Below are 12,811 nucleotides of genomic sequence, written 5' to 3'. Positions count from 1 at the left end.
TCCTTACCTCGGTTGCTGCTGGTCTGGGCCGAGCCGTGGTTCGGCCGGGAACAGGCGGCGGCGCAGGGCGAGGCTGACGTAGACCAGGCCGACGAGTACGGGTACCTCGATGAGGGGTCCGACGACGCCGGCGAGGGCCTGGCCGCTGGTGACGCCGAAGGTGCCGATGGCCACGGCGATGGCGAGTTCGAAGTTGTTGCCGGCGGCGGTGAACGCGAGGGTGGTGGTGCGTTCGTAGCTCAGGCCGATGGCCCGGCCGAGGACGTAGGAGCCGGCCCACATGATCGCGAAGTAGGCCAGCAGTGGCACGGCGATCAGCACGACGTCCCAGGGCCGCGACGTGATGGCATCGCCCTGCAGGGCGAACAGGATGACGATGGTGAACAGCAGGCCGTAGAGGGCGACCGGCCCGATCTTCGGCAGGAAACGGCTCTCGTACCAGGTGCGGCCCTTGGTGTGTTCGCCCACGCGGCGGGTGAGGTAGCCGGCGAGCAGGGGGACGCCGAGGAAGATCAGCACGTTGACGGCGATGTCCCACCCGGACACCTGCAGCCGGGTGCCGGAGAGGTTCAGCCAGTCCGGCAGGACGGACAGGTAGAACCAGCCGAGCACGCCGAACGCGAGGACCTGGAACATCGAGTTCAGGGCGACCAGGACGGTCGCGGCTTCACGGTCGCCGCAGGCCAGGTCGTTCCAGATGATGACCATGGCGATGCAGCGGGCCAGACCGACGATGATCAGGCCGGTGCGGTACTCGGCGTGGTCGGCGAGGAAGATCCAGGCGAGGGCGAACATCAGGGCCGGGCCGAGGACCCAGTTCAGCAGCAGCGAGGACAGCAGCAGCCGACGATCGCCGGTGACGGTGTCGAGTCGGTCGTAGCGGACCTTGGCCAGCACCGGATACATCATGATCAGCAGGCCGAGGGCGATCGGTAGGGAGATCCCGCCGATCTTCACTGCTTCCAGGGCGGTGTTCAGGCTGGGGATAAGTCGGCCGAGCAGCAGACCGGTGGCCATGGCCAGACCGATCCACAGCGGGAGGAGTTGGTCGAGGCGCGACAGGCGTACGACGATCGCCGGCGGTGCGTCGTCGGCGGTGGCGGTGTGCGCCATGTCAGCAGGTCCGGAAGTTCTCGGAGTTGGCGCGGGCCTGCGCGGCGAGGTCGGCCAGGTGTAGCGCCGCTCCCTGCAGTGCCTCGGGGATGAGCCGGTAGAAGGTGAAGCGCCCACGTGGCTCGGCGACCACGACGCCAGCTTCGCGGAGCACCTTGAGGTGCCCGGACACGTTGGGCTGCTTCGCTGCGGTGTCCGCGACCAGATGCGACGTCGTCGCCGGGCCGGCGGCAAGGATCCGCACGATCTGTGCTCGCAGCGGATCCGCCACCAACCGCATCACATCAGGATTGGGTGATATCAGCATTTCCTGATGTGATGCGACGGAGGCGCCTGCCGCTGGCGGGTCCGCTGCGGTTGGCGTGCCCGGCCCCGGGTCGGCGCTGCTGGTCAGCAGGTTGCCCAGCAGATTCAGCGCCTCCGGGCGCACCCGGTAGTAGGCCCAGGTGCCGCGACGCTCGCAGTCGACCATGCCGGTTTCGCGCAACACTCGCAGGTGATGCGAGATGGTCGCCCCGGTGACCTCGAAGGCGTCGGTCAGGTCGCAGACGCAGATCTCCGTGGTCGAGGCGATCAGTGACAGCAGGCGCAGTCTGATCGGGTCGCCCAACGCCTTGAACAGTGGCGCTATCTCGCCCGCGACCTGTGGCGCGAGAGCCTGTACCGACAGGGGAGGGCAGCAGCCCTGCACTGCCGTGTTGTCCAGCACGGGTGGAACCGACATAAGGCTAGCTTGACAGCCGTCTAGCTGTAATGCAAGGTGAGGACGTCCGGTTCGACGAGAATCGAGACATCCATCAGTCGGTGGTGATGTCACCCGGCGCGAGGCGGCCGGGCCGCTGGCCGACCCGGGTGGCTGCGCCGGGCGCTGTGCCCGGTGGCACATGGTCACCCACGTCAGGAAGCAACAGGGAGTGTTGTCCGATGAGTGAGAACGGGACCGACGGACCGTGCTGCGGCACCTCGCAGGCCGCCGAGCAGGCCAGGGCGTGCTGCGATCCGGGCGCGAGGACCGAGGTGGTCGCCGCTGGCGCGAGCTGCTGCGGCACCGCCGACACATCAGCCGTCAATGACGACACGGTGGCCGTGCCGACGGTCGAGGCGGCCGGCTACGCGGGGCGGGTCGACGGGCCGCACCCGGTTGTGGTCATCGGCGCCGGGCCGGTGGGACTCGCCGCGGCGGCACACCTGCACGAGCGGGGGCTGCCGTTCACCGTGCTGGAAGCCGGGCCGTCGGCGGGTGCGGCGGTGACCGAGTGGGGGCACGTGCGGCTGTTCTCGCCGTGGCGGTACAACGTGGACCACGCCGCACGCCGCCTGCTGGCGGCGGCCGACTGGGCCGCCCCCGACCCGGAGGTGCTGCCCACCGGCGCGGACCTGGTCGAGGCGTACCTGCGCCCCTTGGCCAAGCTGCCGCAGATCGCTCCGCACGTCCGCTACGACGCGTCGGTCGTCGCGATCGGTCGCGTCGGCGTGGACCGAGTCAGGACCGCCGGCCGTGCGAGCGTGCCCTTCGTCGTGCGGCTCGCCACCGGCCAGGACGTGCTCGCCTCGGCCGTCATCGACGCCTCCGGCACCTGGCGCACCCCGAGCATGCTCGGTGCCAACGGGCTGCCCGCGCACGGCGAGACCGACCCGCAGACCGTACGGTTGACCGCCGGCGCACTGCCCGACGTGCTCGGCGCCGACCGTGGCCGGTTCGCCGGCCGGCACACCGTCGTCGTCGGGGCGGGACACTCCGCCGCGAACACGCTGCTCGCGCTCGCCGAACTCGCCGAGCAGGAGCCGGGCACCACCATCACCTGGGCCACCCGGGGCGGCTCCATCGACCGGGCGATCGGCGGTGGGGACGCCGACGCGCTGCCCGGACGAGGTGCGTTGGGCAGCGGGATCAAGCTGCTCGTCGACTCCGGCCGCGTCCGGTTGGTCACCGGCTTCGCCGTGCACGCTGTCACCGCCGTCGACGGGCACGCCGAGCTGACCGCCTCCGACGGGCGTACCCTGACCGCCGACCGGATCGTCGCCGCCACCGGATTCCGTCCCGACCACACCCTCGCCGCCGAGCTGCGCCTGGATCTCGACCCCGCGTTGGGCTGCACCCGGACCCTGGCGCCGCTGATCGACCCGAACGAGCATTCCTGCGGCACCGTCCGTCCGCACGGCGTCGACGAGCTTACCCAGCCTGAGCCCGGCTACTTCGCCGTCGGCATGAAGTCCTACGGCCGGGCACCGACCTTCCTCATGGCCACCGGCTACGAGCAGGTCCGCTCCATCGCTGCGGCTCTCGCCGGGGACTGGGCCGCTGCCCGCGACGTCCAACTCGATCTGCCCGAAACCGGCGTCTGCTCCGCCACTCAGGGCTACAAGACGATGCTCGACGACGCCGCCGCCCGCTACGGCCTCGCCCCGGACATCCCCGGCCGACTCATCTCCGCAGCCCTGCGCCACCTACCTGCCGCCGGCACCGTCGCCGCCGCCACCCGCGCCGCCGCCAACGAACTCGGCATCGACCCCGATATCGCGCTGCACCTCGCTGCCCTGGCCGGCGACCAGTTCGACACCACCGCCCAGAACACGGCAGACGCCGCCCTCTCCCGCGCCGAGCCCGGCCTGGTCACCGTTTCGACCGACGGAGGCTGCTGCGGGTGACCACCAGTGTCATGGTCGCGTCGGCGGCGGGCGGGCGGGCACGGCGTCGGGCGGGCTCTCGGCCAGTTCGTGGGGGATCTGGCCGGCGCCGACGGCTACCGGCGGCTCTGAGCCGGCGAGCCGACCGTCGTACGCCGCCGGATAGCCTGGGCCGGTGATGCTGCCCCTGCCGACCGGCGAATTCAAGGCGTACCTGTTCGACTGCGACGGCACCATCGTCGACTCGATGCCCCAGCACTACACCGCGTGGCGGGACACCCTCGACCGGTGGGGCTGTGCCTTCCCCGAGGATCTCTTCTACGCTTGGGCCGGACGGCCGACCGCGGACATCGTCGTCGCCCTCAACGAACAGCACGGCCTGAACATGCCGGTGGAAGCCGTCGTCGCCCACCGGGAGTCACGCTTCCAGCAGCTGCTGCCCACCGCGACCGGCATCCCCGGGGTGTTGCGGCACATCGACGACGCGTACGGACGCATCCCGTTCGCCGTGGTTTCCGGCAGCACCCGGGACGCCGTCACCGCCTCGCTGGCCGCGTTGAACATCCTCGACCGTTTCGACGTGCTGGTCTGCGCGGGCGACTACTCCCGCCCCAAGCCCGACCCCGAGCCGTTCCTGCGGGCCGCTGAACTGCTCGGCGTACCGCCCGAGGCCTGTTTGGTCTTCGAGGACGCGGACCTGGGCATCGCGGCTGCGACCGCAGCGGGAATGGCCGCCGTTCGGGTGCCGCCGCCCCGCCGGGGCTGAGCGCGGGGACACCCTCGGCCTGACGCCGGACATGCTCAAGATATCCGCAAGTTGCGAGGTTCATCGTTCACGACCAGGTAGGAAAACGTCATCCTGGTGACACTGGTGCCGGCGATTTCGTCGCCGCCCCGCACCGGCCGACCTGAACGGGGGATCGCGCTCCGCCACCAATGCCGCTGGCGTAGCGCGATCAGGGGGCACCCACGGTGGCGAGCCCCGGTCGTGTTGTCGGTGCCCGCACCTATGCTGCCGTCGACCATCGACGGAAGGCGGCCGACATCGTGGCATCCACCGGCACGACCGCGCTGACCGGCGCCGAGGCGCTCGCGCTACGGATGACGAGTCTGCTGCTGCGCCCCCACCCCACCGCCGCCCCGCCGGCCAGCGTGGCCGACGTGGTGGACTGGTTCGGCGCCATGCAGGCACAGGACCTGGCCAGCGGCATGTGGTCGCTGGGCATTCGACTGCCCGGGTCCACCCACGCCGACGTGCACGCCGCGTTGGAGCGTCGGGAAGCCCTGCGGACCTGGCCGATGCGCGGCACGATCCACCTGGTCCCGGCCCGCGACGCCCGCTGGCTGCTGGAGCTGACCGGCGTACGCGCGCTCGCCGGGGCGGCGAAGCGGCGTGAGTTCCTCGGCCTGTCCGAGGCGGAGGCGGACCGCGCGGCCGAGGTGCTGGGTGAGACCCTCGCCGGCGGCGGCCGGCTGACCCGCGCCGAGTGCGTGGCGGCGCTGGTCGCGGCCGGCATCGACGGCGCCGGCCAACGCGGCTACCACCTGCTGTGGTACGCGGCGCAGCGCGGTGTCACCTGCATCGCCCCCAACATCGGCACCGAGCAGACCTTCGCGCTGCTCGACGAGTGGGCACCCGAGCAGCGACAACTCGACCGCGACGAGGCGTTGGCCACCCTGGCACTGCGCTACTTCCGCAGCCACGGTCCCACCACCCGGCAGGACTTCGCCGGCTGGACGGGTCTGACCGCCGCCGACGCCAAACGCGGCATCGCCGCCGCCGGTGCCGACCTGACCAGCGTCCTGGTCGACGGTGCCGAGGCGGTGCTGCACACGCCGCTGTTGGACGCGCCGCGCGCCGAGGTGGACGACGTGCTGACCCTGCCCGGCTTCGACGAGTACCTGCTCGGCTACAAGGACCGCGCGCTGATGCTCGACCCGGAGCACAAGCAGGCCATCATCCCGGGCAGCAACGGTGTCTTCCAGGCCACCGTCGTCGTCGGCGGCCGGGTGGCCGGCACCTGGAAACGCAGCCTGGCCAAGACCCGCGTCACCCTGACCGTGCACCCGCTGGTCGACCTCGACCCGGCCCACCGCGAGCAGGTCGAGCAGGCACTGCACCGGTACGCCGACTTCCTCGCCCTGCCGCCCCGGGTCACCTGGAACGACTGAACCGCGCACCGACCACGGCGGTCAGGCTGGCGAGCACTGCCAACACCGCGACCGGTCCGCCGGGGCCGAGCACCGGGCGGACCGCAGGGACGACCGGGCCGAGGAACACGTCGGCGTAGTTGGCCATGACGACGACAGCGGCCACGATCGTGACGGCACCGAGCCCACCGGCCACCAGCGGCAGCCATCCTCGACGGCCCGGCGCGAGGATCGCCCACCCGGTGAACACGTTGAGCAGCACGGCCGCGCTGACATACCAGGCCCACCCCGGGAATTCGGTCAGGTGTACGGCCATGTCTCCGTACCACGCCCAGGGCAGGCCGATGGCCGCGACGAGGGTTGCTGCCGCGCCAGCGACGGCGGCGGCCCGAACGACGACCTTCGACATCACGTCTTCCCACCACGTCTGCGGCCGTCACCCCGGACCATGACGCGGGCGCGGTGCCGGCCAGACGAACTCCAGGTCGGCACCACGCTCAGGACCGCAGGCCGTACCCCGGACGCGACGGTGCCAGCACTGAGATGTCCGCCTCGGCGTAGACCCGCTCGTCCATGGTCAGACCGGCGCGCATGTGACCGCCGTGAAACAGCACGACGATCGAGTCCCCCGCGCTGGTCCAGCCGATACTCCACCGGGCCAGCGGACAGGGTCACGGTGCTCGTCGGCCGCTCCATCATGGAGGTCACCAGACGAGGGTAGAGCAGCCGGGTCGCCCCGCCGGCCCCACGTTCTGCCGACGGCAGAGATCCTTGGCCGCGCCGCGCCACCGCTGCTTGGCTGGGCACCATGCAGACACTGGTGTTGGGCGGGACGGCGTGGCTGGGGCGGGAGGTGGCCCGGCAGGCCGTCGACCGGGGGCATGCCGTCACCTGTCTGGCCCGTGGGGAGAGCGGGGCGGTGCCGGACGGTGCCGTCCTCGTCGCTGCGGACCGCAACGACCCGACGGCGTACGACGGGTTGCGGGAGCGTGACTGGGACGCCGTCATCGAGGTGTCCTGGCAGCCGGGCTTCGTCCGGCAGGCCCTGCGGGCGCTGGGCGAGCGGGCCCGGCACTGGATCTACGTCTCGTCGGTCAGCGCCTACGCCAGCCACGACACCCCCGGAGCCGACGAGACGGCGGCCACCCTGCCGGCGACGGTTCGGGACGTGGCCGACCGCGCGGAGTACGGCGAGGCGAAGGTGGCCTGCGAGCAGTTCGCCACGGCCGAGGTGGGAGACCGGTTGCTGGTGGCCCGCGCCGGGCTGATCGGCGGCCCCGGCGACCACACCGATCGCTCCGGCTACTGGGTCACCCGGGCCGCCCGTGACCAGCAGGGACCGATGCTGGTACCCCGGACCCCCGACCTGCCGACGCAGGTGATCGACGTCCGCGATCTGACGACCTGGCTGCTCGACAGCGCGGCGGCCGGCACCATCGGCACGTTCAACGCGGTCGGGCCGGTGGTGCCCTTCGGCGCATGGGTGGAGCTGTGCCGCGCCGTCGGCAGGCATACCGGTCCGGTGGTCGACGTCGACGCCGACTGGCTGGTGGCCCAGGGCGTGGCGCAGTACATGGGCCCGGAGTCGCTGCCGATGTGGCTGGTCGAGCCGGGCTGGTCCGGTTGGTCGGCGCGCAGCGGCGCGGCGGCCTCCGCTGCCGGGCTGCGTCACCGACCGCGTACGGACCTGCTGACGGACACTCTCCGTTGGGAGCGGGAGGTCGGACTGCACCGTAACCGACGTGCCGGCATCAGCGCCGACCGGGAGGCCGATCTGCTCGGTGCCCTGGGCTGGGGCTAGTGTTCCGGCACACCTGAGCGGCCGAGGCCGGGCTACCCAGTGACCCAGGGCCGGCACGAAACCGCCGCCGACCGACAGTCGAGCATCCTGTGACGGAGGACTTCATGCGCCGACTCACCTACTACGTCGCCACTACCCTGGACGGCTTCGTCGCCGGCCCGGATGGCGGCGACCCCAGCGGCCAAAGCTATTTCCCGGTCCCACCCGACCTGGTCGACTTCATGGTGACGAACTTTCCGGAGACGTTGCCCGCACCCGCCCGCGCCCCGCTGGGCATCGAAGGGCCGGGAAAGGTCTTCGACACCGTGCTGGAGGGGCGGGCGTCCTATGAGGTCGGCCTGGACGCTGGGCTGGACGACGCCTACCCGCATCTGCGTCACCTGGTCTTCTCCACCACTCTGCGGGAGGTCCCGGGCAAGAGCATCGAGCTGGTCAGCACCGACGCCCTCGAACGAGTCCGCACGCTCAAGCAGGACGACAGCGACCTGGACATCTGGCTGGTGGGCGGCGGCACGTTGGCCCACAGCCTCCTGCCCGAGATCGATCGGCTCATCATCAAGCAGCACCCGTCCGTGATCGGGTCCGGGATCCCGATGTTCGCCGGCCCGTTCCAGCCCACGTTGTTCACCCACGTCGACGCCACGGTTCTGCCCTCGGGCGTACGCATCCTGACGCTGGACCGAAGCTAGCGCGGTGTTGGTGGACCGGAGGCTGAGCCTGGCATTCGAGATGCGTCCGGCCGTCGCTGGAGCCCGGTCGGCGCGTTCGGCCGGGCTCCTCGGGTCAGGCGGTCCACTCCGGATCGCGACCGATGAAGCCCAGCAGTCTGGTTTGCGGGTCGGCGTCTTCCTTCACCGGCACTCGGGGGCCGTACTGCCCGGACGAACGGATGATCTCCTCCATCGGCTCCATCCCGGCCAGTAGTTGTGAACAGAAGTCCTGGTCGAGGCGGTCGTCCTGGCCTGTGGCCCGGGCGAGGTCCCAGGTGTGCATGAACACGTCGGCCGTGTAGAACTGGTCGATCGCGCGGTCCAGCGGCAGTTCGCCGGTGTGCGGATTCGACAGGAGGCGGCCGGCCGTTGCCGGGTCGTCGAGCAGGGACTGCACCGCGTCGCAGTGGGTCTGCCACGCGGCGGCCGGGTCGTCGTCGGTCGATGGCCCGGCTGGCAGTCGGATATCGGCGCCGGTGGCCAGGAAGGCCGGTAACCATTCGGTCAGGTGGCGTACGACATCGCGGGCGGTCCACCCGGCGACCGGCGCGGGCGCGTCCCACGACTGGACGCTTCGGACCCGATCGGTGAACTGGCGGCTGACCTGTCGATGCCGCTCAGCGGGTCGGCTAGACAGTGCCATCGGCGAGCATCTCCGCAAGCTTGGCGTAGCCCTCGTCGACCCCGACCTCCATGCCGCTGGCCAGCCATGCGTCCCGAGCCTCGAAGCTATCCACGAGAGACTGTGTGCGGAGAAGTGTCCGCCCGTCGCCGAGGTCCTCGAACCACAGCGTCTCCAGCGCCACGCCGTCGGGTTGCCCCTCGAAGGTGAACGTCTGGACGATCCGGTCCGGCCGCACGTCGTGGAAGCAGCCGCGAAACGCGTACTGCTGCCCGTCGCGAGTGGCCGCGTAGCGCCAGCTGCCGCCTGAGCGCGCGTCCCACTCCTCGATGCGGGTGTGCATCCCGTTGGGGCCGACCCACTGCGCGAACAACCGCGAATCGGTGTGCGCCCGGAACAGTTGCTCGGGCGTGGCGTTGAACTCCCTGCGCATATGGATGATCGGCACCGTCGGGTCGGCCTCGATCGTGGTCTCGGCGATGATGCTCATGCCACCCTTCCCTCCTCGGTCTGTTCGGTCGTCGTGCCGTGGTCCATCTGCGCCAGCACAGCGTCGAGACGGCGGTACCGCTCCTCGGCGTGACGCCGGTAACGCTCGATCCACTTGTCCATGAGGTCGAAGACCTTTGCTTCCAGCCGTACCGGCCGAGGCTGCGGCCCTGCCGGTCGGCTCACCAACCCGGCGTCCTCCAATACTTTGAGGTGCTTGTAGACCGCCTGGAGCGTCATCGGGTAAGGCTCGGCGAGCTGGCTCACCGTCGCGTCGCCCACCGCGAGTCGAGCAACCATGTCGCGCCTGGTCGGATCCGCGAGTGCCGCGAAGACCTGCGACAGCGGGTCTGCCGCCATGGACACCTCCCAGCTTTCAACTGACCGCTTGAAAGGCAACCTATATCCGCCGGGCGACCAGTCGCAACCGATCAGTTGAAACCGCAGCCAAGCGCAGATGCCAAGCCTTTACCTGGTTGTTGAGGCGAGCGGCGATGCTTCTGTCGTTCATTCGGCCAGACTGAGGGGCCTGCCGACACCCGAATACATGCTGACGGATGAGGAGAGACGTGAAGCGGGAACGCCTGCCCCGCGAAGGGACAGGCGTTCCCGTGCGTTACGGGTCAGACTCGATCGGTGACCTGGGCGACGAACGCGCGCCAGGAAGACGGGGCGAAGATCAGCGCCGGGCCGGTCTGGTCCTTCGAGTCGCGGACCCCGACGACGCCGGGAAGATTGTCGGCGACCTCAACACAGTTGCCGCCGCTGGTGCCGCTACGAGTGGCCTTGCGCCACTGCGCACCGTTCAGGTCCATTGGTTCGCCACTTCCTTGATCAGGTCTAGGGACTGTCGCCGGGAAAGGGCTTCAGTACGGACGCTCTCCCACCGCTGGAAGAGCGTATCGAGGTCGGCTGGCCGGTCCACGACATCGCCGCCGAGTTGATTTTCGAGGTGGCCGATCCAACTGCCATCCGGCATGTGGGCCAGGGACAGCGGGCCGGAGAGCCCGGCGTGAAGACCAACGTCGGCCGGAATAACGTGAACGCTGATGTTGGGGCGCTCTGCGCAAGCCACAAGGTGCGAAAGCTGCTCAGCCATCATCTTCTCGCTTCCGTCGCCCGCACGACGGATCGCCCCCTCATCGACGACAACGACGAGCTGGGGCGGCGACGCCCGCGTGAGGATCGCCTGCCGTTCGAGCCGACCGGCGACCCGACGATCCACCTCGTCAGAGGCCAGACGAGGGTCGAGCCGTAGGACGGCGCAAGCGTACGCCTCGCTCTGCAACAGGCCCGGGATGAGGTTGGGTTCGAAGTAGCGAAGCTGCGTGGCGGCGCGCTCGGCGTCGAGCCAGGGCAGGAACCAGGACGGAGCGCCGAGCTTCGTCGCTAGCCGCTCGAACAGTCCCCCGCTGCTCAGCGCCCGGTCCGCGCCTCGCGCGAAGTCCAACGTCACAGCCCGGGTGCCACCTTCGACGGCGCTGACGTGGGAGGCACTGAAACCGGCGGCGCGCCCGAATGCTTCCTGCGTCATGCCGGCCACGCCGCGCGACCGGCGGATCTCGCCAACGATGAAGGCCGCGACGGGGTTTGGCATGTCAGGCATTCAGGACTCCCCACCATGAAGATCGATTACCCACGTCACCACCGAGGCGGCGATCGTTTCGCCAGCTCAGCCCGGACTCCGGAAGCACCTTCCGAGAGTAGTGGTCTGCACACCAGAGTGTCACCAGCGGAACCGCGGGCGCGGCACGACCCGTCGGCGGGACCAGCACCGGGCCGCCCGACGGGCGAGCACTCTCGGGCGGCCCTCCCCAATTCCGTGGCGACTGAGGAGGCCCGTCGTGCCCGTTCCGAAACCCACGAACGCCGTACCCGCGCCTGGCCGTCCTGCCCGACTCGACCGCCGCCATGTCCGGTGACGCGGGAGGACGGCACGCCTCGGCTCACCCCCGGCGTGTACCTGTTGACCAGGGAGGCCTCCCCGCAGTTCGGCAGCCCGATCCTGGTGCGGGTGATCCGCGAGCTGACCGACCGGCACCCGCCGTACGGCTGGACGTGGATCGACTGTTATCAGCTCGACCGGCACGGCGACGCGACGGAGAAGCGGCAGTTGTTCGTGATGCCGCAGGGGATGCGTCCGGTGAACGTGGCACCGGTCCCCTACGCCGCGCGCCGGCGCCCACCCCGCTCCCGATCCGCGTGGGCGCACGGGTGAGCACCGGGCCGGCCGAGCACGTGGCGTCCCGTCCCACCTGGCGCTGCCGGGCGTGCGGGATCGCCTGGCCCTGTTCTGCGGCGAAGCTGCGGCTGCTCGCCGAGTACCGGGGCGACATGCCCGGTCTGATGGTTCATCTCGTGACGTTGCGCGAGGAGGCCGCGCAGCAGCTCGCCGGATCTGGTAGCGGGCAGCCGCCGACCGATCTGCACCGGCGGTTCACCGACTGGGTGCCGGTCCGGTCCGGATAGCCGCCCGCCCCGGGTTCGCGCACTCCCCCGACGCGGGCCCGGGGCGGGCTTCTGCCGCCTGGGCTCAGCCCTTGTCGGCGGTGTGGCCCAGTTCGCGGGAGATCTGGTTCGCGGTGTCGAGCAGGAGGGGAAGGCTGCTCTTCAGCTCGTCGAGGCTTGCGATGACCTCGATCGCGGTCATCGAGGCGGCGGCGATGACGCGCCCGCGCGAGTCCCTGATCGGTGCCGCCACGCACATCACGTACGCGTCGTGTTCACCGTTGTCGACGGCCCAGCCCTGTTCCCGGATGTGGTCGAGTTCGGCGTCGAGAGACTCGCGGTCGGCGTACGTGGTGTCGGTGAATCGCTCGAAGACGACGTGGGAGAGGAGGCGGTCACGTTCCGCTGTGGGCAGGTACGCCAGGATGACCTTGCCGACGGCACTCGCGTAGATCGAGACCGCGCGCCCGACCCGCGAGGGCAGCTTGACGGCGTCGAAGGCCGAGCTGTCGACCTTGTCGATGTAAATGATCTCGTCGCCGGTCAGCTGCGCCAGATGCACGGTGTGGCCGGTCTCGCGCTGAAGCGCACGCAGCGGCGCGGCGGCGAACTGGCGCAGGTCCATCGCGCCGAGCGCGAGCTCTGACAGCTCGATGATGCCGCTGCCGAGCACGTAGGTTCCGGCGCCGGTCCGGCGGACGAAGCGGGCCGATTCGAGTGTCTGAAGGATCCGCAGGGCCGTGGACTTGTGGACCCCCAGGACCTCGGCCGCCTCGGTGAGTGACAGCGGGTATTCCGCAGCGCGACGGATCAGGTCGACCGCGCGGCGAATCGATTGCGACAAGGCGG

The 12,811-nt window shown here is 70.4% G+C and carries 15 protein-coding genes and 1 pseudogene; 7 read left to right on the top strand and 9 right to left on the bottom strand.

What is annotated here, in order from left to right:
- Positions 1-3 precede the first annotated feature (3 nt).
- Both arsB and Vlu01_RS27860 read right to left on the bottom strand, forming a co-directional pair.
- Positions 4-1,113, bottom strand: a complete 1,110-nt coding sequence (arsB, locus tag Vlu01_RS22360; RefSeq protein ID WP_204002820.1) for an ACR3 family arsenite efflux transporter — start codon at positions 1,111-1,113, stop codon at positions 4-6.
- Position 1,114: 1 nt separating this feature from the next.
- Complete coding sequence (locus Vlu01_RS27860; RefSeq protein ID WP_204002818.1) at positions 1,115-1,837, bottom strand: ArsR/SmtB family transcription factor; 723 nt, start codon at positions 1,835-1,837, stop codon at positions 1,115-1,117.
- Between the two features lie 200 nt (positions 1,838-2,037).
- Between Vlu01_RS27860 and Vlu01_RS22350 the strand changes: the two are divergent.
- From Vlu01_RS22350 to Vlu01_RS22340, 3 genes and pseudogenes are all read left to right on the top strand, one after another.
- Positions 2,038-3,456 (top strand): annotated as a pseudogene (locus Vlu01_RS22350) (FAD-dependent oxidoreductase); the annotation flags it as partial.
- Positions 3,457-3,919: 463 nt separating this feature from the next.
- Positions 3,920-4,507 carry an HAD family hydrolase gene (locus Vlu01_RS22345; RefSeq protein WP_308440980.1) on the top strand — a complete coding sequence of 196 codons (588 nt, stop codon included), beginning with the start codon at positions 3,920-3,922 and terminating at the stop codon, positions 4,505-4,507.
- A 335-nt stretch (positions 4,508-4,842) separates the two neighbouring features.
- On the top strand, positions 4,843-5,913 hold the full coding sequence (locus Vlu01_RS22340; RefSeq protein ID WP_204002968.1) for a winged helix DNA-binding domain-containing protein: 1,071 nt from the start codon (positions 4,843-4,845) through the stop codon (positions 5,911-5,913).
- On the opposite strand, the gene Vlu01_RS22335 is transcribed toward Vlu01_RS22340, so the two are convergent.
- A complete protein-coding gene (locus Vlu01_RS22335; RefSeq protein WP_204002815.1) occupies positions 5,897-6,301 on the bottom strand; it encodes a hypothetical protein in 405 nt (134 codons plus the stop codon). The genes Vlu01_RS22340 and Vlu01_RS22335 overlap by 17 nt on opposite strands.
- Positions 6,302-6,700: 399 nt before the next feature.
- Here Vlu01_RS22335 and Vlu01_RS22330 point away from each other — a divergent pair, with 399 nt between their 5' ends.
- Positions 6,701-7,693, top strand: coding sequence for a Rossmann-fold NAD(P)-binding domain-containing protein (locus Vlu01_RS22330; protein WP_204002813.1), 993 nt, complete (start codon positions 6,701-6,703; stop codon positions 7,691-7,693).
- Positions 7,694-7,782: 89 nt separating this feature from the next.
- Positions 7,783-8,382 (top strand): dihydrofolate reductase family protein, encoded by a 600-nt coding sequence (locus tag Vlu01_RS22325; protein WP_239096053.1) that lies wholly within the window; start codon positions 7,783-7,785, stop codon positions 8,380-8,382.
- Positions 8,383-8,476: 94 nt separating this feature from the next.
- On the opposite strand, the gene Vlu01_RS22320 is transcribed toward Vlu01_RS22325, so the two are convergent.
- From Vlu01_RS22320 to Vlu01_RS22300, 5 genes are all read right to left on the bottom strand, one after another.
- Positions 8,477-9,046, bottom strand: a complete 570-nt coding sequence (locus Vlu01_RS22320; RefSeq protein WP_204002811.1) for a TIGR03086 family metal-binding protein — start codon at positions 9,044-9,046, stop codon at positions 8,477-8,479.
- Positions 9,033-9,515 carry an SRPBCC family protein gene (locus tag Vlu01_RS22315; protein WP_239096052.1) on the bottom strand — a complete coding sequence of 161 codons (483 nt, stop codon included), beginning with the start codon at positions 9,513-9,515 and terminating at the stop codon, positions 9,033-9,035. Before Vlu01_RS22315 ends, Vlu01_RS22320 begins: the two co-directional genes overlap by 14 nt.
- Positions 9,512-9,874: an ArsR/SmtB family transcription factor gene (locus Vlu01_RS22310; protein ID WP_204002809.1), complete on the bottom strand. Its 363-nt coding sequence runs from the start codon at positions 9,872-9,874 to the stop codon at positions 9,512-9,514. Before Vlu01_RS22310 ends, Vlu01_RS22315 begins: the two co-directional genes overlap by 4 nt.
- Before the next feature lie 263 nt (positions 9,875-10,137).
- Positions 10,138-10,329 (bottom strand): DUF397 domain-containing protein, encoded by a 192-nt coding sequence (locus Vlu01_RS22305; RefSeq protein ID WP_204002807.1) that lies wholly within the window; start codon positions 10,327-10,329, stop codon positions 10,138-10,140.
- Positions 10,320-11,120, bottom strand: a complete 801-nt coding sequence (locus Vlu01_RS22300) for a helix-turn-helix domain-containing protein (RefSeq protein ID WP_204002805.1) — start codon at positions 11,118-11,120, stop codon at positions 10,320-10,322. The genes Vlu01_RS22305 and Vlu01_RS22300 overlap by 10 nt, the downstream gene beginning before the upstream one ends.
- A 312-nt stretch (positions 11,121-11,432) precedes the next feature.
- Here Vlu01_RS22300 and Vlu01_RS22295 point away from each other — a divergent pair, with 312 nt between their 5' ends.
- The gene (locus Vlu01_RS22295) at positions 11,433-11,732 is read left to right on the top strand and encodes a hypothetical protein (RefSeq protein ID WP_204002803.1); all 300 of its coding nucleotides are present in this window, start codon (positions 11,433-11,435) and stop codon (positions 11,730-11,732) included.
- A complete protein-coding gene (locus tag Vlu01_RS22290) occupies positions 11,729-11,983 on the top strand; it encodes a flavin reductase (protein ID WP_204002800.1) in 255 nt (84 codons plus the stop codon). Before Vlu01_RS22295 ends, Vlu01_RS22290 begins: the two co-directional genes overlap by 4 nt.
- A 64-nt stretch (positions 11,984-12,047) precedes the next feature.
- Here Vlu01_RS22290 and Vlu01_RS22285 read toward each other — a convergent pair whose 3' ends face one another.
- On the bottom strand, positions 12,048-12,806 hold the full coding sequence (locus tag Vlu01_RS22285; RefSeq protein ID WP_204002797.1) for an IclR family transcriptional regulator: 759 nt from the start codon (positions 12,804-12,806) through the stop codon (positions 12,048-12,050).
- Between the last annotated feature and the right edge of the window lie 5 nt (positions 12,807-12,811).

It is taken from the genome of Micromonospora lutea (assembly GCF_016863535.1).
Classification (GTDB): domain Bacteria; phylum Actinomycetota; class Actinomycetes; order Mycobacteriales; family Micromonosporaceae; genus Micromonospora; species Micromonospora lutea.
Note: the sequence above shows the minus strand (reverse complement) of the source record. Positions and strands in the feature narration are given on the sequence as shown.